Annotated in this window: 15 protein-coding genes; 7 read left to right on the top strand and 8 right to left on the bottom strand. The window is 66.1% G+C overall.

Annotated features, from left to right (window positions below; all coding sequences use genetic code 11):
* Positions 1-57 precede the first annotated feature (57 nt).
* From fzlA to ROSELON_RS04625, 4 genes are read left to right on the top strand one after another with little or no spacing between them, the layout of a single operon-like run.
* Entirely contained in the window at positions 58-723 is a 666-nt protein-coding gene (fzlA, locus tag ROSELON_RS04610; RefSeq protein WP_025311256.1) for an FtsZ-binding protein FzlA, read from the top strand.
* Positions 720-1757 (top strand): tRNA epoxyqueuosine(34) reductase QueG, encoded by a 1038-nt coding sequence (queG, locus tag ROSELON_RS04615; protein ID WP_025311257.1) that lies wholly within the window; start codon positions 720-722, stop codon positions 1755-1757. The genes fzlA and queG overlap by 4 nt, the downstream gene beginning before the upstream one ends.
* Positions 1748-2620 carry an SDR family oxidoreductase gene (locus ROSELON_RS04620; protein WP_025311258.1) on the top strand — a complete coding sequence of 291 codons (873 nt, stop codon included), beginning with the start codon at positions 1748-1750 and terminating at the stop codon, positions 2618-2620. The genes queG and ROSELON_RS04620 overlap by 10 nt, the downstream gene beginning before the upstream one ends.
* 60 nt (positions 2621-2680) lie before the next feature.
* Positions 2681-3169: a L,D-transpeptidase family protein gene (locus ROSELON_RS04625; RefSeq protein ID WP_025311259.1), complete on the top strand. Its 489-nt coding sequence runs from the start codon at positions 2681-2683 to the stop codon at positions 3167-3169.
* Here ROSELON_RS04625 and ROSELON_RS04630 read toward each other — a convergent pair.
* The 3 genes from ROSELON_RS04630 to ROSELON_RS04640 all read right to left on the bottom strand — a co-directional run bounded on the left by ROSELON_RS04630 (position 3160) and on the right by ROSELON_RS04640 (position 6146).
* On the bottom strand, positions 3160-3537 hold the full coding sequence (locus ROSELON_RS04630) for a CAP domain-containing protein (protein WP_025311260.1): 378 nt from the start codon (positions 3535-3537) through the stop codon (positions 3160-3162). The two genes, ROSELON_RS04625 and ROSELON_RS04630, sit on opposite strands and share 10 nt — an antisense overlap.
* A gap of 830 nt (positions 3538-4367) precedes the next feature.
* A complete protein-coding gene (gene rlmN / locus ROSELON_RS04635; protein ID WP_025311261.1) occupies positions 4368-5549 on the bottom strand; it encodes a 23S rRNA (adenine(2503)-C(2))-methyltransferase RlmN in 1182 nt (393 codons plus the stop codon).
* A 69-nt stretch (positions 5550-5618) separates the two neighbouring features.
* On the bottom strand, positions 5619-6146 hold the full coding sequence (locus ROSELON_RS04640; RefSeq protein WP_025311262.1) for an invasion associated locus B family protein: 528 nt from the start codon (positions 6144-6146) through the stop codon (positions 5619-5621).
* 181 nt (positions 6147-6327) lie between these two features.
* On the opposite strand from ROSELON_RS04640, the gene ROSELON_RS04645 reads away from it, so the two are divergent.
* Positions 6328-7338, top strand: coding sequence for an asparaginase (locus ROSELON_RS04645; RefSeq protein ID WP_025311263.1), 1011 nt, complete (start codon positions 6328-6330; stop codon positions 7336-7338).
* Here the strand turns inward: ROSELON_RS04645 and ROSELON_RS04650 are convergent.
* Complete coding sequence (locus ROSELON_RS04650) at positions 7335-9506, bottom strand: ATP-binding protein (RefSeq protein WP_025311264.1); 2172 nt, start codon at positions 9504-9506, stop codon at positions 7335-7337. The two genes, ROSELON_RS04645 and ROSELON_RS04650, sit on opposite strands and share 4 nt — an antisense overlap.
* A gap of 168 nt (positions 9507-9674) precedes the next feature.
* Here ROSELON_RS04650 and ROSELON_RS04655 point away from each other — a divergent pair, with 168 nt between their 5' ends.
* The gene (locus ROSELON_RS04655; RefSeq protein WP_025311265.1) at positions 9675-15110 is read left to right on the top strand and encodes an alpha-2-macroglobulin family protein; all 5436 of its coding nucleotides are present in this window, start codon (positions 9675-9677) and stop codon (positions 15108-15110) included.
* Positions 15107-17158, top strand: a complete 2052-nt coding sequence (gene pbpC / locus ROSELON_RS04660; protein ID WP_025311266.1) for a penicillin-binding protein 1C — start codon at positions 15107-15109, stop codon at positions 17156-17158. The genes ROSELON_RS04655 and pbpC overlap by 4 nt, the downstream gene beginning before the upstream one ends.
* Positions 17159-17176: 18 nt before the next feature.
* Here pbpC and ROSELON_RS04665 read toward each other — a convergent pair whose 3' ends face one another.
* The 4 genes from ROSELON_RS04665 to ROSELON_RS04680 form a co-directional block, all read right to left on the bottom strand.
* A complete protein-coding gene (locus ROSELON_RS04665; RefSeq protein WP_025311267.1) occupies positions 17177-18355 on the bottom strand; it encodes an acetyl-CoA C-acyltransferase family protein in 1179 nt (392 codons plus the stop codon).
* Positions 18356-18451: 96 nt separating this feature from the next.
* The gene (locus ROSELON_RS04670) at positions 18452-18883 is read right to left on the bottom strand and encodes a MarR family winged helix-turn-helix transcriptional regulator (RefSeq protein WP_025311268.1); all 432 of its coding nucleotides are present in this window, start codon (positions 18881-18883) and stop codon (positions 18452-18454) included.
* A 139-nt stretch (positions 18884-19022) separates the two neighbouring features.
* Positions 19023-20618, bottom strand: a complete 1596-nt coding sequence (serA, locus tag ROSELON_RS04675; RefSeq protein WP_025311269.1) for a phosphoglycerate dehydrogenase — start codon at positions 20616-20618, stop codon at positions 19023-19025.
* Positions 20619-20749: 131 nt separating this feature from the next.
* The gene (locus ROSELON_RS04680; protein WP_025311270.1) at positions 20750-21904 is read right to left on the bottom strand and encodes a phosphoserine transaminase; all 1155 of its coding nucleotides are present in this window, start codon (positions 21902-21904) and stop codon (positions 20750-20752) included.
* Positions 21905-22167 lie beyond the last annotated feature (263 nt).

Genomic DNA, 22167 nt, shown 5'->3' on the forward strand with positions numbered 1-22167 from the left:
CCGACCGTTTTTTCTGCAAAGACGAGGAGGACGCATCACCCCCTTTCCCGAGCAGTCATGGTTCGCCTCTATCATTTCGCCCTCTCGCCCTTTTGTCGAAAGGTCCGGCTTGTGCTGGCCGAGAAACGGATCGATGTCGAACTGATCGAGGAACGGTATTGGGAACCTTCGACCGAGTTTCTGCGTCGCAATCCCGCCGGCAAGGTGCCGGTGCTCAAGATCGACGGCATGAACCTGTCGGATTCTCAGGCGATCTGCGAATACCTCGAAGAGACCGTTCCCGACCCGGCGCTGATGCCCGCCGATCCTGCCACGCGGGCCGAGGTTCGGCGCCTGATCGCGTGGTTCGATGACAAGTTCCATCACGAGGTGACGCGCAACCTTGTCTATGAGCGCGTGAACAAGAAGATCATGCGTGGCGGCTACCCCGACGGGCGCTCGGTCAAGGCGGGGGCGGCGAACATCAAGTTCCACCTGCGATACATGGAATGGCTGCTGGATCATCGCCGCTGGCTGGCCGGCGACCGCATGAGCCTGGCCGATTTCACCGCCGCGGCGCATCTGTCCTGCCTCGACTATATCTCGGACGTGGACTGGAACCTGTCGCCCTCGGTCAAGGATTGGTACGCGACGATGAAATCGCGCCCGGCCTTCCGGTCGATCCTGGCCGATCAGATCCCCGGTTTCATTCAACCGCCCCATTACGCGAACCTGGACTTTTGACCGATCTCAAGACCGCCCTCGCCGCCGAGGCCCGCGCCGCGGGCTTTGCGGCGATGGGCGTCTGCCGGCCCGATGCCATCCCGCAGGCGGCGGACCGCCTCGCCGCGTTCGTCGAACAGGGACGCCATGGCCAGATGCAATGGATGGCCGAGCGCATGGCCTGGCGTGGCAACCCCGCCGCCCTGTGGCCCGAGGCCCGGTCGGTCGTGATGCTGGCCGAGCCCTACACGCCCGCGCAGGACCCGCTCGAGGCGCTGACCCATCGCGATCGCGCGGCGATCAGCGTCTATGCCCAGAACCGCGATTACCATGACATCGTGAAAAAGCGGCTGAAACGCGTGGGCCGCTGGCTGCTGGAGCAGCGCCCCGAACACGCCATCAAGGTTTTCGTCGATACGGCCCCGGTCATGGAAAAACCACTGGCGCAGGCGGCCGGGTTGGGCTGGCAGGGCAAACATACGAATCTTCTGTCGCGCGATCTGGGCAACTGGTTCTTTCTGGGTGCGATTTTCACCACGGTCGAGCTTGCGCCCGACCCGCCAGAAGCCGAGCATTGCGGCAGTTGCACCGCCTGCCTCGATATCTGTCCGACGCGGGCCTTCCCGGCCCCGTTCCAGCTGGATGCGCGGCGCTGCATTTCCTACCTGACGATCGAGCACAAAGGGCCTGTCGATCCCGCCTTGCGGGACGGGCTGGGCAACCGCATCTATGGCTGCGACGATTGTCTGGCGGTGTGCCCCTGGAACAAGTTCGCGACCGAGGCGCGCGAGCTGCGCTATGCCGCCCGGCCCGAGTTTCTGTGTGCCCCGTTGGAAACGCTCGCCATGCTGGACGATGCGGAATTTCGGGCGATGTTCTCGGGCAGCCCGATCAAACGGATCGGGCGTGACCGCTTTGTGCGAAACGTGTTGTATGCCATCGGCAATTCCGGAGAGGCCCGGTTGTGCGCGGTGGCGCAACGCCTGCTGGACGACCCTGACGCGGCCGTGGCCGATGCCGCCGCCTGGGCGATGGAGAAACTGCGATGCGCCTGACGATACTGGGGATGGGATACACGGCGCGTGCCCTGTGGCAGAGCCTGCCCGAGGGCACGCCGACCCTTGCCACCACCCGCACGCCGGAACGGTTGCACGATCTCGACGGGCCGGGATTGGACATCGCCCGGTTTCCCGGCGACGAGGATCGGATCGCAGAGGCCCTGGCAGACAGTACCCATGTCCTGGCCTCGATCCCGCCGGTGGACGGGGCGGACCCGGTCATCGGCCGCCTGCGCGACGCGCTGCTGGCAGCGGCCCCGACGCTGGACTGGGTCGGCTATCTCTCGACCACGGGGGTCTACGGCGATCACGATGGCGGCTGGGTGGACGAGGCCACGCCGCTGACCGCCTCGACCGCGCGGGGGCAGGCGCGCGTCGCGGCCGAGGCCGCGTGGCAGGATCTGCACCGCGATCATAGCCTGCCGCTGCATATCTTCCGTCTGGCGGGGATTTACGGGCCGGGGCGCGGACCCTTTGCAAAGGTGCGCAACGGCACCGCACGCCGCATCATCAAGGAGGGGCAGGTGTTCAGCCGTACCCATGTGGACGATATCGTGCAGGTTCTGCGCGCCTCGATGGCGCGGCCTGTGCCCGGTGCGGTCTACAATGTGTGCGACGATGATCCGGCCCCCCCGCAAGACGTGATCGCGCATGCCGCAGGGCTGCTGGGCCTGCCGGTTCCACCCCCAGTCCCGTTTGACGAGGTCGAGTTGAGCCCCATGGCCCGCAGTTTCTATGCCGAGAGCAAGCGGGTCAGGAACTATCGCATCAAGGAAGAATTGGGCGTGACACTGCTCTACCCCACCTACCGAGAGGGTTTGGCCGCGCTGCTTTCCGCCGAGCCACATCAAGATCGCTAGCCCGGATTGGGCCGCCGGTGTAAAGCTTCGATATCCGCTGCCTGACCGAGTCAAACCTTTATGCGCGCCTTCCTTATCCTGTCGCTGACCCTGTTTCTGTCGCTTGGCGCGGGGTGCTCGCGTTTCATGGAGTATGACGGCCCCGAGGTGACGCGGGTCGAGGTGCACAAATCCGAACGGTTCCTGGTGCTTTATCATCATGAAGAGGTGCTGGACGCCATGCCGATCGAGCTGGGCTTTGACCCCGATGGCCACAAGGAACGCGAGGGCGATGGCCGCACCCCCGAGGGGGAATATGTCATCGACCGGCGCAATCCGGACAGCGCCTATTACCTTTCCATCGGGATCAGCTATCCCAACGCGGCTGACATCGCCGCCGCAGAAGAGGCCGGAGTCAGCCCGGGCGGCGACATCTTCATCCATGGCACGCCCCGCGAATTCCGCGGCACCGAGGATTGGACCGCCGGCTGCATCGCGGTGACGAATCGCGAGATGCGGCGCATCTACGCGATGGTCGAGGATGGCACGCCGATCATCATTCATCCCTGATCGCCCCCGGTTCCCACCAACAGAACCCACCAGCCCATGCCGTCGGGCGTGACGTGCCGCGCAACCCCCATCTGCCGCGCCTGCGGGTCGAGCAGCACCGCGCGGCTTTCGGGTTGGTCGAGCCAGTCGCGCAGCACCGAAACCTCGTGATCCGGCGCGCGCGCCACGACCTCGCCCAGAACGCGGCCATCGAAGCCGGTGCGCGGGGCGCGCATCGCCGGGGTGCTGCCATCGGTGCCGCGGTGCCCGACCAGTCCTTGCCCCGCCAGATCGCGGGCGTGCGACAGGGCCGCCCGACACAAGGATTCGGATATGACAAGCGGCCCCTGGCCGTCAGACCGGCGCGCGGTATTCAGCGCCGACAGCACGCTGCGCCGCAGGGAGACGGGGTTGGGCGATCTGGCGACGGTGTTGGCGGGGAGGGCACCGCCATGACCAAAGGGGCTAGTCCGCCCGCAGGATACGGGCACCGGAAAGAACGCAGCACTCGCCAAAAGGAACTGTCTGCGGGTCATGGCGTTGAACGCTATGCCGGGTGGGTTGAGATTCGGTAAACGCGGCCCGTCGGGGGCGCATCCGGCCAAGACCCGCGGTGGTCGTGATATTTTTGTCGCAGCCGATACCCGGCACGCAGAGCCCGTGCGCAAGCCATTCGCCCGCGCCGATCTGGCACGCTAAGGGTGCATTATGGCCTCGGACGGGTTTTGCCGTTCAGACGGGCAGGCGAGTGTTGCGGATTTGACGACACCGTCTGACACCTGCTGGGCGCATTTCGAGCGGCGTTGCAATCGCTAGGCATAGCTGCTTATACACGTGTACGAGGTACAGTCTTGGGTGCCCCAAACCTGTGCATGTTGCGCATATAGGGGCGTATCTTGGAGGATACTATGAAGAAACTCGCTCTCGCTGCTCTCTGTCGGTCGTCGCCACTGGTGCGTTCGCCGGCGGGTACGTTGAACCCACCGTCATCGAGCCCGTCGTGATCGTCGAAGACACGTCCAGCTCGGCCGGCGGCATCATCGTTCCGGTGATCGCTCTGATCCTGATCGCAGCTGCTCTGCATCACCACTAATCCTCACGGATTAGACGTGATTGGAAAGGCGGCCCGCCATGGCGGGCCGTCTTTTCTTTTGGGCGTGTGCCCCGATGAAAAAAAGCCGCCCTCGATGGGGCGGCTTTGCCTTGCGGTGCCGATCGTTCAAAGCCCGATTTCGGCGTCGATCTCGGCCTTGGATTTCCGGCCGCGTTCGGTGGCCGATTTCAACTGTCCGCAGGCGGCCATGATGTCTTCGCCCCGCGGTGTCCGAATCGGGCTGGCATAGCCCGCCTTGTAGATGATGTCGGCGAATTTCTCGATCCGGTCCCAATCAGACCGCTGGTAGGGCGCGCCGGGCCATTCGTTGAACGGAATCAAATTGATCTTGGCGGGGATCCCCGCGATCAACTTGACCAGACGCCGCGCGTCCTCGTCGCTGTCGTTCACATCCTTGAGCATGACATACTCGAATGTGATCCGCTCGGAATTGGACGCTTTGGGGTAGTCGCGCAGCGCGTCGAGCAGTTTCTTGATGCGCCATTTCTTGTTGATCGGCACCAGCACGTCGCGCACCTCGTCCGTGGTGGCGTGGAAGGACACGGCCAGCATGCAGCCGATTTCCTCGGCGGTCTTGGCGATCGCGGGCACGACGCCCGAGGTGGACAGCGTGATGCGGCGGCGCGAAATGGCGATGCCTTCACCGTCCATGGCGATCTTCATCGCGTCCCGGACATTGTCGAAATTATAAAGCGGCTCGCCCATGCCCATCAGCACGATGTTCGAAATCAGGCGCGGGCGCGCATCCGAGCCTTCGCCGGGGCGTGGCCATTCATCCAGATCGTCGCGCGCCACCATGATCTGGCCAATCACCTCGCCCGCGGTCAGGTTGCGGACGAGTTTCTGCGTGCCGGTGTGGCAGAAGGTGCAGGTCAGCGTGCAGCCCACCTGGGACGAGATGCACAGCGTGCCGCGATCTTCCTCGGGGATGTAGACGACCTCGACCTCGTGGCCGCCGGCGATCCGCATCAGGTATTTGCGCGTGCCATCCAAACTAACCTGTTTCGAGACGATCTCGGGCACAGAGATTGTGAAATGCGCGTCGAGCTGCGCGCGATAGTCGTTGGACAGGTTCGTCATCGCCGCGAAGTCGCGGACGCCCTTTTGGTAGATCCATTGCCAGATCTGCCCGGTACGCATGCGCGCCTGTTTCTCGGGGGTGCCGGCGGCGATCAGGGCATCGCGCAACCCCTCGCGGGTCAACCCCACGAGATTGGCCTTGCAGCCCTCGGGCAGCTTGCGCGGAATGGTCAGAACATCCTGCGTGACAGGGGCGCTGGCGGTCATCGGTCAGATTCCTCGGATCGGGGTCGAGGCTCACATATAGAGGCCGCCGCGATTTCGCAAACCCAGGCCTTAGCCCGAGCAGCGAGCCTCGGCATCCTCGACGGCGGCGGTAAAGCCCATCAGCGAAAAGGTATCCTGGGTCTGCGTGCCGCGACTGGAACGCGCGGTCAGCACGGCCTCGGCCCCGCGTTTCATCGCGGTGATGATGCGCTGATCGTCCTGCGGCGAGGCAGCCCAGGCCATTTCGCCTTCGGTGAACAGTTCAAAGGTCGAATCGCCGATTTCAACGCTGACGGTCGAGCCATCGGCAAAGGGATACCCGCCGGTAAAGGACACTTCGCCAAGACGATCCTGGCCCGGCCAGAAACTGACGAACATCAGGATTTCCCCGCGACGCACCGACACCTCGCGTCCATCGCGGGTGTTCAACGTCTCGCTCGGTGTGGACACGACCCAGCATTGGGTCGGATCGTCTTCGACGAACACGCTCCAATCCGTTTCGGCGGCCACGCGGTTCGACGATTCTTCCTGCGCGACTGCGGCAGAGCCCCAGGCAAATGCCGCCGCCGCAACCATGCCGACAATGGTATTCTTCATGAACACGAGAGCCTCCAGCCCTTTTTACTGCCTCTGGCGCGCGCCTGGATTTTGGTTCAGGAAGAGCCGGGTCGCACACCTTATCCACAGAGGGAACATAGGCGATTGCGCCGAAGTGAGAAAGACCCGGCGGCGGAAAATCGCCAGTCTGTGAAGACGATACGATAGGAGAGGCAAATCCATGGCGGACCAAGCCGACGAGTTGCTGGAAATCTGGCGCGGGCCGTTCCGCGAGGGCGTCCACCGCGGGCATGTCGCGATCTGGCATCACGACACGGGTCTGGTGGCCAGTTGGGGCGATGCCGAGGCCGTCATTCTGCCGCGCAGTTCCGCCAAGATGATCCAGGCCCTGCCGCTGGTCGAAAGCGGCGCGGCCAAGGCCGCCGGGCTGACGACTTGGCACCTGGCGCTGGCCTGTGCCTCGCATCAGGGGGCGGCGCTGCATCACGGGATGGTGTCCGACTGGCTGGGCGATCTGGGCCTGGACGAGCGCGCGCTGCGGTGCGGCTGTCAATGGCCCAACGACACCGAGGAACGCGACCGCCTGATTCGGGCCCATGGCGCCCCCGATCAGATGCACAACAACTGCTCGGGCAAGCATTCCGGGTTCCTGACGTTGGCACAGCACCTTGGGGCCGGGCCGGAATACCTGGACATCGACCACCCCGTTCAGGTTGCCGTGCGCCATGCCTTCGAAGAGGTGACGGGCGAAGACAGCCCCGGATACGGGATCGACGGCTGCTCGGCCCCGAATTTCGCAACGCGGCTCAAGGCTTTTGCACGCGCCATGGCGGCCTATGCAGCAGCGGGGGCAGGCGGCGGCGTGCGCGACGATGCGATGGTCACCCTGCGCGACGCGATGGCGGCCCATCCCGACCTCGTCGCCGGCGAGGGGCGAGCCTGTACCCGCCTGATGCGCGCGATGAACGGACGCGCCAGCATCAAGACCGGGGCCGAGGCGGTTTTCGCCGCGATCATCCCAGAACGCCGCATGGGCGTGGCCGTCAAGATCGACGATGGCGGCACCCGCGCGGCCGAGGCCGTCATCACGCAGATCCTGATCGCGATGGGTGTCCTGGACCCGGATCACCCCGACGCGGTGGCCTTTTCCCACGGACCGATCCGCAACTGGCGAGGCATCGAAACCGGGCATCTGAAGGTCAGTGACGATCTGGCCCGGTGGCGCCCCTAAGCCGGGACCCGGGGAACGGGGTTCAGATCCGCGGGCGCGTGGGTCGCGATCCGCGTGAACAACTCGTCCTTTTTCAAGGGCTTGGTCATGTAATCGTCGATGCCGCAGGCCAGAATGCGATCACGGTCCCCGGCCATCGCATGGGCCGTCATGGCCACGATCGGCACAGGCCCCAGACCGTTCTCCTGTTCAAAGGCGCGGATCCGGCCCGCCGCCTCGGTGCCATCCATGCCGGGCATCGAGATATCGGTAAAGATCAGGTCGGGAACCGCGTTGTGATAGGCGGCGACCAATGCAGCCCCATCCTCGACAAGCGTCAGGTCGATATCGAGGGATTTCAGCATGCTGCGAAAGACCAGTTGGTTGGTCTTGTTGTCCTCGGCCGCCAGCAGGCGCAAGCGCCGCTGCGCCCCTTTGTCGGTCGCGGCCGTGTCACCGGACGGGGGCGCGGCCGCCGGGCGCATCAGCGCCACACGCAATTCTGCCAGCGACGTCGATGAGGACAAGGGCGTCATCCCGCCCGGAACCGCGGGCGCCTTGTCCGTGGCAAGGCCAAGGACCGGCCCCCTGAGGCCCGCATCCTGCATCTGCGCGAGCACGGCATCGGGCTTGTCGGGTGGCGTCAGAAACACGAAGGCCCCGACATCCGACAGATCGCCGGGCGCGGTCGGGTCACTGCAGCTTTGCACATCGGCCTGGAGCCTGAGCAGCAAGGACTGGAGCGCATGCCCGGCATCCCCCGCTTCGCCGACCATCAGGACCCGTCCGAACCCCTGCGGCAAGGGCGGGACCGGCTCGAACGGGGTCGCGGGGTCGGTTTCGAGCTCGAGTCGAAAGCCGAAGGACGACCCTTTGCCCGGCGTCGAGTCGAGCCAGATTTCACCGCCCATCAAGCGCACCAGGCGGTGCGTGATGGCAAGACCCAGCCCTGTGCCGTCGTGCCGCCGGTTCGCCTGATCCTCGACCTGGTTGAATTCGCCGAAGATATGGCACTGCATTTCGGGGGCGATTCCGATCCCCGTATCCTCGACCACGATGCGCAGGGGAATCCGCGCGGGCGTTTCGCCCTCGGGCGGCGGCGGGTCGCCGACGACGCGCACCAGAACATCGCCCTTGGGCGTGAACTTGACCGCGTTTCCGATCAGGTTGGTGAGAATCTGACGCACGCGACCGGGATCGCCGATCATGCGATCCGGCAAAAACAGGTCATAATCGAGACTGAGCCTGAGATCGCGCCCCTGCACCGACGGGCGCAACAGGCGAAAGATCTCGTGGATCATGCCCGGCAGGTCAAAGGCCTCGCGGTGCAGGACCAGTTTGCCGGCCTCGATCTTGGAGTAGTCGAGGATGTCGTTGATGATGACCAAGAGCGCCTCGCCCGAGTTTCGGATCGTGTCGGCGAACAGCATCTGATCCTCGGTCAGACCGCTGTCGCGCAACAACTCGGCCATCGACAACACGCCGTTCATCGGTGTCCGGATCTCATGGCTCATGTTGGCCAGAAAGGCCGACTTGGCGCGGCTGGCGGCAAGGGCGGCATCGCGCGCCTCGCGCAATTGCTGCTCGCGCCGGACGCTGTGGGTGATGTCGACCGCCAGGCAGACGGTGTCGCCCTGAGGGCTGCGCTTGTCGTTGAGACGGACGAAGGTGCCGTTGAACAGCTTGATGTCCGTCTGTGGAGTGGGGGTGCATTCCCAACGCGCCAACATGGTGTCCACCCAATCCTCAGGGGCGTCGCCCTGCAGATCGACGATGCCTTCCTCGGCGCAGAGGCGCAGAATCGATTCGTATGAGGCGCCGGGTGCGACATCGGCCAGCCCGTCGAAAGGCACCAGCCAGGCCGGATTGGCGATGACCAGACGGCAATCGGCGTCGAAGATGGCAAAGCCGTTCTCGGCCGTGGTCAGGGCGTCCCAAAGGCGCCGTTCGGCCAGCGCGGCCCGATCCGTGGCAAGATCCAGCGCCACCGAGGCCTGTTCCTGCTGCCCCCTGAGCGTCGCGTTTTCCTCGCGCTGGGTGATGACCTTGTGCGACAACGCATGGGCGTGTTCGGCCAGTTTGCGGTTGGCCGAATACAGTTCCTCGGACCGCAGGGCGAGCAGCCGCTCGGCCTGGAGCCGGGCGCGACGTTCCTGCGCCAGACGGTCGTCGAAACCGTTCAATCCCATACCCGCATCGACATCCTTGTTCCAAAGGCTTGGCGGGATATTGGCGCAAGCCTGCTGAACAACCGGTTAAGGGTAAGGATAACCCGCCCCGACCGTGGGAATCATGGACTCGGGTGTTGCGGGCGTGGCACGGTCGACCCGTCCCTGACGGCTGCAATGGAAAGAGACATGCGAGGCTTGGCCGCCATTTTTCTCGGCCTGGGGTTGTTTCTGCCTCTGCCGAGCGCCGCGCAAGAGGCTGTGCCCGACAGGATCCTGTCCATCGCGCGGGATGTCGATTACCCGGGAAACGATCTGCGGCCGCTGTTCGACACCACGATTGAAACCTGCGCCGCAGCCTGTCGGGCCGACCCCGCCTGTGTCGCCTTTACCTACAACACCCGGAATGACAGCTGCTTTCCGAAATCCGCCACTGGCGAGGCGGTGGCCTATAGCGGTGCCTTGTCCGGTGTCTTTCGTCCCACCGCGACCGAGGTGGCCGCGCGCCTCGAGTCGCGGTTGGATCAGCTGTCTTTCCTGCGATCGGCCGATCTGAGCGCGGCACGGCAGCAGGCCCTTGGCATGGCGCTGGCCCATTACGGCAATCTGTCCAGCGCGGACGAATGGCGCGCCGTCTCTGCCCGCGAAGAGGCGAATGGCAACCTTGTGGGGGCCATGCGGTTGATCGGGGCAGGCGTGACGCGGGGCGATCTGGCCGCCGATTGGAGCGATTACGCCCGGCTGCTGCTGGAGATCGAGACGACGGATCGCGGCGCCGAGCGACGCTATCGGCAGGCAGCGTTGCAGGCGGCCGTCAACGCCAGCCTGCGCGCCGCACCCGGCGAGGATCTGGCGCTGGCCGCGACGGTTCTGGCCCGCGCGCTGGAGGCGCAGGGCCGCGGCCGCGACGCCATCCCCGCCCTGCGCCTCGCGATGGCCGAAGCGCCCTCGGACAGTCGCGCCGCGGCGCTGGACCGGGTTCTGGGCCTTTATGGATTTCGCGTCATCGAGACGACGGTCGAGGCCGAAGCCGAGTTTCCGCGCATCTGCGCCGTCTTCTCTGAACCGTTGGCCCCCGGTGGGGTTGTTTACGACGATTTTCTGCAAACGACGGTCGAGGGGTTGGCAGTCGAGGCCGAGGATCGGCAGTTCTGCATCACCGGCGTGACACATGGCGTGCGCTATGCGTTCACGCTACGGGCCGGGCTGCCGGCCGCATCGGGCGAGGTGCTGCGCGCGCCGGTGGCGTTGCGCCAATACGTGCGCGACCGCCAACCCAGCGTCCGCTTTGCCGGGCGCGCCTATATCCTGCCGGCCAGTGCCGGCGGCACCATCCCGCTGGTGGCGGTGAACGCGGATCTCGTGGATCTGCGTCTTTACCATGTGTCCGACCGGAATATCCTGCGCACCCTGCAGGAGCAGTATTTTGGCCGCCCCCTTGCCGATTGGGAACTGACGCGGTTCGCCGAGGAGGTCGGCGAAGAGGTCTGGCACGGCGAGGCCGACGTCGCGATGGAGCAGAACCGCTCGGTCACGACGCGCATTCCGATCGGCGACGTGCTCGAGGGGCGCGCACCTGGGCTCTATGCCCTCGAGGCCTCGGTCGGTGGGGCGGGCGACCGCGCGGATCGGGCCACGCAATGGTTCCTGGTCAGCGATCTGGGCGTCACGACCCTGAGCGGTGAGGATGGTGTACACGTCATCGTCCGCTCTCTGGAAACGGCGGGGCCGCGCGCCGGCGTGACGGTCAGCCTGATCTCGGAGTCCAACCGGGTGCTGGGCGAGGCGGTGACCGATGCCGACGGCTACGCACAGTTCGCGGCGGGGCTGTCCCGCGGTCAGGCCGCGGCCACCCCCGCCATGGTCAGCCTGCGCGACGGCGACACGGATTTCGCCTTTCTCAGCCTGCGCGAGGCCGAGTTCGACCTGAGCGACAGGGGTGTCGAGGGCCGCGAACCGGCCGGCGCCATAGACATGTTCCTGACGACCGAGCGCGGCGCATATCGGGCCGGTGAAACCATCCATGCCACGGCCCTGGCCCGCGATATGGCGGCCGGCGCGATCACCGATCTGCCCCTGACGGCGATCCTGACCCGTGCCGATGGCGTGGAATACCGGCGACAGGTCCTGGAGGAGGTCGGCGCCGGGGGATATGTTTTCGATTTCGTGCTTGGCGCGGACGTGCCGCGCGGCACATGGCGTCTGTCGATCCATGCCGACCCCGAGGATGCGCCCCTTGTCAGCACGAGTCTGCTAGTCGAGGATTTCCTGCCGGAGCGCATCGACCTTGCGCTGGACATGGACGACGCGTCCTTCGCCCCCGGCGACCGACCCATGCTGCGGGTGCAGGCCGATTACCTGTTCGGCGCGCCTGCCGGCGACCTCGACGTGACCGGGCGGGCCGCCCTGCGTCCCATGCGCCGGACCGAGGTCTTTCCGGGCTACCTGTTCGGGCGGCACGACGATCAACCCAATGCCGAGTTCGTGACCCTCACCCCCGCCACCACCGCAGCGGACGGGTCGGCCGAGATGCGCCTGCCGATCCCGTCGCTGACGGGGGCGCCGCAACCCGCCCGCCTGAACGTCACCGCAGAGATCACCGAAGCTTCGGGGCGGCCGGTCGAGCGCGAGCTAAGCCGCGATGTCCTACCGGAAAACGCCATGATCGGCATCCGCCCGCTGTTCGACACGACCTTGCCCGAGGGGGCCGAGGCCGCGTTCGACCTGATCGCCACCGGGGCCGGGACCCTGCCCGCCCGTTGGGTCCTGAACCGGGTCGAACAGCGCTACCAGTGGTATCGCCAGAACGGCAACTGGACGTGGGAGCCGATCACGACCCGCACCCGTATCGCCAATGGCGAGATCGACCTCGACCGGACAGCGCAGCGCCTGACCCTGCCGCTGGACTGGGGCCGCTACGAGTTGCGCGTCGAAAGCGACGTGGACGGGTACGCGATCAGTTCGGTGGCTTTCGAGGCCGGTTGGTATGGCGCAACAGGCGCGACGGATACGCCCGATGTGCTCGAGGTCTCGCTCGATGCCGAGCGCTACCGCCCCGGCGAGACGGCCACCTTGCGGATCGTCCCGCGACAGGGCGGCATTGCCCTGGTGCAGGTGATGTCGAATCGGCTGATCGACATGCGGATCGTCGAACTGGGCGACGACGTGGCCGAGGTGGCCCTGCCCGTGACCGAGGATTGGGGGGCCGGGGCCTATGTCACCGCATCGCTGATCCGGCCGCTGGGGTCGGTGTCCGGCCCGGTTCCGGCGCGCGCCCTGGGCCTTGTCCATACCGCGATCGATCCGGGCGACCGGGCACTGGATGTCACGCTGCAAGCCCCCGAAATCGCGCGACCGCGCGACCGGCTGGACGTGACCCTGCAGGTGGCCGGTGCGCAGCCGGGTGACACCGTCTATGCCACGATCGCGGCCGTGGATCTGGGCATCCTGAACCTGACGGGGTTCGACAGCCCCGATCCAAGCGCCCATTACTTTGGGCAACGCCGGTTGGGGATGGCCATCCGCGATGTCTACGGTCGCCTGATCGACAGCCGCGACGGCGCCGAGGGGCGGATCCGCCAAGGGGGCGATGCCGGGGCATCCCTGCGCATGCAAGCCCCGCCGCCGACCCAGGACCTCGTGGCCGCGTTCTCGGGTGCTTTGACCGTCGGGGCGGATGGGCAGGTTCGCACGAGTTTCGACATGCCCGCCTTCAACGGTACCGTCCGCGTCATGGCCATCGCATGGTCCGACACGGCGGTGGGGCAAGCCGCGCGCGACGTCATCCTGCGCGACCCCGTGGTCGTGTCGGCCAGCCTGCCCAGGTTTCTGGCGCCCGGCGATACGACCCGGCTGCTGCTGGACCTGACGCATACCGAGGGTCCCGCCGGCGAGGTCGCGGTTGCCATTGATGCCGGTGACGGACTGACGCTTGGTGCTTATCCCGACACGGTGACACTGGCGGAAAACGGGGCGCGGCAGCTTTCCGTTCCGCTGAGCGCGGGCGACCGGCCCGGCCTGCGCGAGATCACGATCCGTCTGACCACACCGGATGGAACCGTCTTGACGCAGTCCCTCGCCCTGCCCGTTCAGGTCAACGACCCCGAGGTGGCCGAAACCACCCGGCTCAGCCTTGCGCCGGGGCAATCCTTTGCCATTGACGAGGCCATTTTCGCCGGGTTCCGCGCCTCCACCGGCATGGCGACGGTGTCGGTCGGACCACCATTGGCGCGGTTCGACGTGCCGGGCCTGCTGACGCTGCTTGACCGCTACCCCTATGGCTGCACGGAACAGGTGGCCAGCCAGGCCTTGCCGCTATTGTACCTGTCCTCGGTCGCCAGCGCCCTGAACCTGGAAACTTCCGGGGATCTGGCCACGCGGATCGACGATGCGATCGCACGGGTGCTGACGAACCAATCAGCCAATGGCGGGTTCGGCCTGTGGCGCGCGGGGTCGGGCGACTTGTGGCTCGACGCTTATGTGACGGATTTCCTCAGCCGTGCGCGCGGGGCGGGCCATCACGTGCCCGCGACGGCCTTTCAATCCGCGCTCGACAACCTGGCCAACCGCGCGGCGGCGTATCCCGATTTCGAGGATGCGGGCCAGGGGCTGGCCTATGCCCTGATGGTTCTGGCGCGCGAGGGGCAGGTCAGCATGGGCGATCTGCGCTATTACGCCGATGTGAAAGCCGACGATTTCGCCACGCCGCTTGCCCTTGGGCAGCTTGGCGCGGCCTTGGCCATGTATGGCGATCAGCCACGCGCCGATGCGATGTTCCGGGCGGGCTATGCCCTGCTGCACTCCCTGCAGGGCGAAGGCGAAGGCCAGGTCTGGCGCGTCGATTATGGCAGCGACCGGCGCGATGCGGCGGGTTTGCTGGCCCTCGCCGCCGCCGCCGGGTCGCAGGCGATCCCGGTGGCCGACCTGTCCGAAGCCCTGCGCCCCACCGATGCGCCCGTCTCGACGCAAGAGGCCGTCTGGACCCTGCTGGCCGCCCATGCGCTGATCGACGCGCCCGGCGCCACCGGGCTGGAGCTGGACGGCACGGCGATCACCGGGCCCTTTGTCGAACTGATCCGCGCCGGTCAGTCGGGCCAACGGCTGATCGAAAACACCGGGGACACGGATCATGCCCTGACCATCACGCGCTTTGGCGTGCGCGAGGGCGCGACCGAGGCCTTCGGCAACGGCTTTCGGATCACGCGCAGCTATCTGCGGCTTGATGGTCAACCGACCGATCCGGCGCAGGTCGAACATGGCACGCGCCTGGTTGCCGTCTTGACGGTCACCCCGACGGCCGGCCTGCGCGAAGGACGTCTGATCGTGACCGACCCCCTGCCCGCCGGGTTCGAGATCGACAATCCCAACCTCTTGCGGTCAGGCGACATCGGCGCCCTGCAAGGGCAGGCGTTTCACACCGCAACCGCCATGACCGAGTTCCGGCAGGATCGCTTTGTCGCCGCGGTGGACCGACGGGCCGAGGCCGACGCCTTTCACCTTGCCTATATCGTGCGCGCGGTGACACCCGGTGCATTCCATCACCCCGCCGCCAGCGTCGAAGACATGTACCGCCCGCAATACCGCGCGCAAACCGGCTCGGGCCGCGTGGTGATCTCGGGCGAATGATGCGGCGCGTCCTCCTTGGAATGCTCGTGCTGGTGGTGCTGGCGGCCGGTCTGGGCGCGTGGCGACTGGACCGCTGGATTGCCACCACCGACATCCCGCCCCTGGTCGTGGAAACAGGGGTCGAGGTGCTGGACCGGGATGGGCGCCTGTTGCGCGCTTACACGGTCGAGGATGGCCGCTGGCGTCTGCCGGTCAGCTATGACGCCGTCGACCCCGGATTTGTCGAGATGTTGATCGCTTACGAGGACCGGCGGTTCTGGCGGCACCCTGGCATCGATCTGCGCGCCTTCGGCCGCGCGGCGTGGCAGGGGATCACATCGGGCCGAATCGTTTCGGGGGGCTCGACCCTGACGATGCAGGTGGCGCGTCTGCTGGAAAACTCCGGCACCGGGGCATGGCAGGGGAAACTGCGCCAGATCAGGTTGGCGCTGGCGTTGGAACGCATTCTGAGCAAGCGCGAGATCCTGACGCTTTACCTGCATCTCGCCCCCTATGGCGGCAATATCGAGGGGATTCGGGCCGCCAGCCTGACCTGGTTCGGCACCGAGCCTGCCCGCCTGACCGCGGCGCAATCGGCGCTGCTGGTGGCATTGCCCCAAGCGCCCAGTTCGCGTCGCCCCGACAGATACCCCGAGGCGGCTCAACGCGCCCGCGACAGGGTGCTGGACCGCGCCGTGCGCTTCACCGCCCTGACCGAAAGCCAGATCGCCTGGGCGCGGGCCGAGCCCATCCCGACCGAGCGACGGGCCTTTCCGGCCCTGGCCGCCCACCTTGCCGATCGCGCCCTGGCCGAGCGCCCGACACAAGGCACGCATCACCTGACCCTGGATGCGGATCTTCAACGCCGGATGGAAGACCTTGCCGCGCGCGCCGTCGAGGGCCATGGGCCGCGCATGAGCGCCGCGATCATGGTGATGGATCACCTAAGCGGGGCCTTGCTGGCCTCGGTCGGTTCGCCCGACTACACAGATGTGACGCGCGCAGGCTTCGTCGACATGACCAGTGCCGTGCGCTCGCCCGGATCGGCCCTGAAACCGCTGATCTACGGCCTTGCCTTTGATGCCGGGCTTTTGCACCCCGAAAGTCTGATCGGTGACCGCCCGACCCGGTTTGGCAATTACGCCCCCCGGAATTTCGACAATCTGTTTCGCGGCGAAGTGACCGCCGCCGAGGCGCTGCAAATGTCGCTCAACATCCCGGCCGTCAGCCTGTTGCGGGAACTGGGACCGGCGCAGATGCTGTCGGCCATGCGTCGGGCCGGTATGGAGATCGACCTGCCCGTGGGCGAAGAACCCGGCCTTGCCATTGCGCTTGGCGGCATCGGAACCCGGATGGAGGATCTGATGCGGCTCTATGCGGCCGTGGCGCGTGGGGGTGTTGCTGCGCCGTGGCACTGGCGACAGGGCGACGCCGCGCCCGAGGGGCAGCGCGTCATCGGGCCGACGGCAGCCTGGTATCTCAGCGATATCCTGGGTGATGTCCCGCCGCCGGCCAGCGCACCGCGCAGCGGCCTGGCGTACAAGACCGGCACCAGCTATGGGCACCGCGATGCCTGGGCCTTTGGATTTGACGGGCGGCATGTCGTCGGCATCTGGATGGGGCGGGCCGATGGCGCCTCGGTCCCGGGGGCCTTTGGTGCCGACCTGTCCGCACCCGTTCTGTTCGAGGCCTTTGCGCGTATCGGACCGACCATGACACGGCGCCCCGCCCCGCCGGCGGGGGCGCTGATCGTCAGCCGGTCACAGCTCCCGGCCCCATTACAGCGGTTTTCGCCGCGGCAGGGCCCTTTGCCCGCGTCCGATGGGCCAGACATCACCTTTCCACCCGAGGGCGCGGTTCTGGCCCGACAGCCGGATCTGCCGATTGTCGCGCGGGTGGCCGAGGGCCGCCCACCCTTTACATGGCTGTGGAACGGCGCACCGCTGGCCACGGGGCGACATGACCGGGAGGTCACGCTGGAGGACCCCGGCATCGGGTTCGGCGAACTGACGGTCATCGACGCCGAAGGGCGCGCGCAGCGGCGCGCCCTCGAGATCGCGGCCCCGTAGGGCCACGAGGCTGCGACCTCAGCCCACCCGCTCGATGGCCAGCGCAATGCCCTGGCCGCCGCCGATACACATGGTGATCAGCGCCTTGCTCCCGCCGATCCGCTCCAACTCGTAGAGCGCCTTGACGGCGATGATCGCGCCGGTCGCCCCGACCGGATGGCCCAGCGCGATGGCCCCGCCATTGGGGTTCACGCGGGCCGGGTCCAGCCCGAGGCCCTTGTTCACCGCCAAGGCCTGCGCGGCAAAGGCCTCGTTCGACTCGATCACGTCGAAATCGGCGACCGACAGGCCGGTTTTCGCCAGCAGGTTCTCGACCGCGGGGACCGGGCCGATCCCCATCACCTCGGGCCGCACCCCGGCATGGGCATAGCCCAGAACACGGGCACGTGGCGTCAGGCCGGCCTTTTCGGCGGCCTCGGCACGGGCCAGCACCAGCGCCGCGGCACCGTCATTGATGCCCGAGGCATTGCCGGCGGTTACCGTGCCGTCCTTTTGGAACACGGTGCGCAGGCCGGCCAAGGCCTCGGCCGTGGTGGCCTTGGGGTGTTCGTCGGTATCAAAAGGCACGAGATCGCGCTTCACCTTCACCTCGACGGGGACGATCTGCGCCTTGAAACGGCCCTCCTCGATGGCCCTGGCGGCGCGCGTCTGGCTTTCCAAGGCAAAGGCATCCTGTGCCTCGCGGCTGATGTCATGCTCTTTGGCGACGTTTTCCGCCGTCACACCCATATGGCCGGTTCCAAAGGGACAGTTAAGCGCGCCGAGCATCATGTCGCGGGTGCCGACATCGCCCATCTTCTGCCCCCAGCGGGCCGCCGGAATGATGTAGGGCGCCCGGCTCATGCTTTCGGCCCCCCCGGCAAGGCCGAACGCGGCATCGCCCATCGCCAGCGACTGGATCACCGACACGATGGCCTGCGCGCCCGACCCGCACAGTCGGTTGACGTTCATCGCGGGCGTCGTGTCGGGGATACCGGCCTGCATCGCGGCGACGCGGCTGAGATACATGTCGCGCGGTTCGGTATTGATCACATGCCCATAGGCGACATGGCCGATCTGACCGCCTTCGACCCCGGCCCGCTCCAGCGCCGCCTTGGCCGCCGTCGCGCCCAGGTCTATCGGCGCCACACCGGCGAGCGATCCGCCAAAGGTGCCGATCGCGGTGCGCGCGCCCGACAGGATCACGATATCGTCCATGGGTTTTCCCCTCCCTGATGACTGAACGGTTTGCACCGTTAAGCCAAAGCCCGGGGGCCGGGTCCAGTGCGACGTTGCGTTTGCGCGCGGCGCGCCTCAGTCCTTGTGCTGCAAGAGGCGCTCGACCCCTGACAGAAAGCCATCGGCGTCCGGCCCAAGCCGGTCGCGGATCTCGGCCTCGAAGGCATGGGCCAGGGGCTCGAGCGCTTGCATCATCTCCTGACCGGTTTGCGTCAGGGACAATTCCACCAAACGCCGGTCATTCGTGTTCACGCGTTTGGTAATGATCCCGGCCTCTTCCAGCCGGGCCGCGGCGCGGGACACCTTGGACTTGTCCATGTCCACGCGCTGGTGGATCTCGCGGATCGAGACGGCGGTTTCCTGGCTCAGATGCGCGATCACGCGCCACTCGGCCCGGCCGATTCCGAACTTTTCCCGGTAAACCTGCGAGTATTCACGGCTGAGGCGACCGGCCAGAACCGAAAGCCGATAGGGCAGGAAATCGTCGAGTTTGAACGGATCGGACATGGGAACACATACACTTTGAACGTCGGGCGAGTCTGACGCGAAAACCGGGCGTCGGCAAGATCGACGCGACGCCACGGCACATCGGGCAAACACAACGCCCGGCGCTGGGCCGGGCGGTGCGGGTTTGTGACAGCGCGCGCTAGGCCGCGTCGAACTGCAGGGGGCGGACCTGCTGGAACAGCCCGGTCTCGCGCAGCTGGGTCAGGGCCCCTTCCGGCGGCTGTTCATCGAGGTACAGGATGGCGATCGCCTCTTGTCCGGCACCGGACCGACCGAGGGTGAAGTTGGCGATGTTGGCACCATGCTCGCCCATCGTCTGCCCCAGCAGGCCGATGATGCCCGGCACATCCTTGTTGGTGGTGTACAGCATGTGTTCGCCGATCTCGGCATCGATATTGATGCCCTTGATCTGGATGAAGCGCGGCTTGCCGTCCGAGAACACCGTGCCCGCGATCGAACGCTCCTTGACGGATGTCTTCACATGCAGGCGGATATAGCCGTCGAAAACGCCGGTCTTGTCCTGCGTGGTGGTCGAGATCTCGATGCCGCGCTCCTTGGCGATCACCGGGGCCGAGACCATGTTGACGCCGGGGTTCGACGGTTTCATCAGGCCCGCGATGGCGGCACAGTTCAGGGCCTGAAGGTTCATGTCCTTGACCAGCCCGTTATAGGTGATTTCGATCGACTCGATGACCTCTTCGGTCAGTTGGCCGACGAAAGCGCCCAGATGCTCGGCCAGCTTGACCCAGGGTCCCATGATGGCGGCCTCTTCGGCGGTGACCGACGGCATGTTCAGCGCGTTCGTGACGGCCCCGGTCAGCAGATAGTCCGACATCTGCTCGGCCACCTGCAGGGCCACATTTTCCTGCGCCTCGGTGGTGGCGGCGCCGAGATGGGGCGTGACCACGACATTCGGCAGGTTGAACAACGGGTTCTCGGTGGCCGGCTCTTCCTTGAACACGTCAAAGGCGGCACCGGCAACGTGCCCGTCCTTGATCAGCGCGGCAAGGGCCGCCTCGTCCACCAGGCCGCCGCGGGCGCAATTGACGATCCGCACGCCTTTCTTGGTTTTTTTCAGGTTGTCGGCGGACAGGATGTTGGCGGTCTTTTCCGTGAAGGGCACGTGCAGGGTGATGAAATCGGCATGCGCCAGCAGGTCATCAAGCTCGACCTTGGTCACACCCATGTTCTTGGCGCGCTCCTCGGACAGAAACGGGTCGTAGGCCATGACCTTCATTTTCAGGCCGCGCGCCCGGTCGCAGACGATCGACCCGATATTGCCCGCGCCGATGACGCCAAGGGTCTTGCCGGTCAGTTCAACCCCCATGAAACGGGATTTTTCCCACTTGCCGGCATGGGTCGAGGCGTTGGCCTCGGGGATCTGGCGGGCAACCGCGAACATCATGGCGATGGCATGTTCGGCGGTGGTGATCGAGTTGCCGAAGGGCGTGTTCATCACGATGATGCCCTTCTTGGACGCCTCGTGAATATCGACATTGTCCACGCCGATCCCGGCCCGGCCGACCACCTTGAGGTTCGGGGCGGCGGCGATGATCTTTTCGGTCACCTTGGTCGCCGAGCGGATCGCCAGGCCGTCGTAATCTCCAATGACGTCAAGGAGTTTGTCCTTGTCCTTGCCGATGGAGGGGTCGAAGGTCACGTCGATGCCGCGATCACGGAAGATTTGGACAGCGGTTTCAGAGAGCTTGTCGCTCACCAGTACTTTGGGGGCCATGGTCATGGGTCCTGTCGTTTGAAAATCGGGAAAGACGGCGCCACCCGGCGCGAAAATCCTTCACGAAGGATTTTCGGCCCGGCAGGATTTTCAGGAAAATCCTGCCTTGTCGGAGGGCGCGATCCGGGGCTTCAGGCGGCTTGGGCCTGTGCGTCGATCTCGGCGTGGAAGGCCCAGTCGAGCCAGGGCAGCATCGCCTCGATATCGGCGGTTTCCACCGTCGCCCCGCACCAGATCCGCAGACCGGCGGGGGCATCGCGATAGGCCCCGATATCCAGCGCCACGCCTTCGGCCTCCAGCCGCTTGGCCACGGCCTTGGCAAAGGCGGCGCCGTCGGCAATGCGGTCATCGGTGAACTTGAGGCAGACCGACGTGTTCGACCGCGTCGCCGGATCCTCGGCAAGATTGTCGATCCAGTCGCGCTCGGCGCAGAAATCGAAAATCGCCTGCGCGTTGGCATCGGCCCGCTTCATCAGGGCCGGCAGGCCGCCGATGGCTTGTGCCCAGTCCAGCGCCAGCAGGTAATCCTCGACCGCCAGCATCGAGGGGGTGTTGATCGTGGCGCCCTCGAAAATGCCCTCGATCAGCTTACCGCCCTTGGTCAGGCGGAAGATCTTGGGCAGGGGCCAGGCAGGGGTGTAGCTTTCCAGACGCGCGACCGCGCGGGGGCTGAGGATCAGCATGCCATGGGCCGCTTCGCCACCCATCACCTTCTGCCAGGAGAAGGTCGTCACATCCAGCTTGTCCCAGGGCAGGTCCTGCGCGAAGGCGGCCGAGGTCGCGTCGCAGATGGTCAGACCCTCACGGTCAGCCGGGATCAGGTCACCGTTCGGAACGCGCACGCCCGAGGTGGTGCCGTTCCAGGTGAAGACGACATCGGAGTTGAAATCCACTTCGGCGAAATCGACGATCTGGCCGTATTCGGCGGTCTTCACCTCGGCCTCGATCTTGAGCTGCTTGACCGCGTCGGTGACCCAGCCCGCGCCAAAGCTTTCCCATGCGATCATCGTCGCCGGACGCGCGCCCAGCAGCGACCACATGGCCATTTCGACCGCGCCGGTGTCGGAGGCGGGCACGATGCCGATGCGATATTCGGCGGGCACGCCCAGCACCTCGCGCGTCGTTTCGATCGCGGCCTTCAGCTTGTCCTTGCCGACCTTGGCACGGTGCGAGCGGCCCAGCGCTGCGCCGGCCAGTTTGTCGAGCGAAAACACGGGGGGTTTGGCACAGGGGCCAGAGGAAAAACGCGGATTGGCCGGCCGCGTCGCCGGTTGGTCGATAGCCATTATCTGATACCCTCACAGATATGCGCCCCTCGTTGGGGAGGGGTGTCCCGCCGCCGGGGATAGGCCCAGCGGCGGGCCTGGGCAAGCCGGAAAATCAACCCAAAGCGTCGCATCTTGCCCAAGCCTGCCCGTGGCGATAGACCGCGAGACCGCAATCCCTTGATTTCGCTGTAAGTAAACTGAACTAGGCACCTTTCGGCGCTCGTCTTGTCCACCCGGATTGACATTCTGCTTGCGCGAGCAGGCAATGCCACACTAAACTT

The organism is Roseibacterium elongatum DSM 19469, from assembly GCF_000590925.1.
Lineage (GTDB): Bacteria > Pseudomonadota > Alphaproteobacteria > Rhodobacterales > Rhodobacteraceae > Roseibacterium > Roseibacterium elongatum.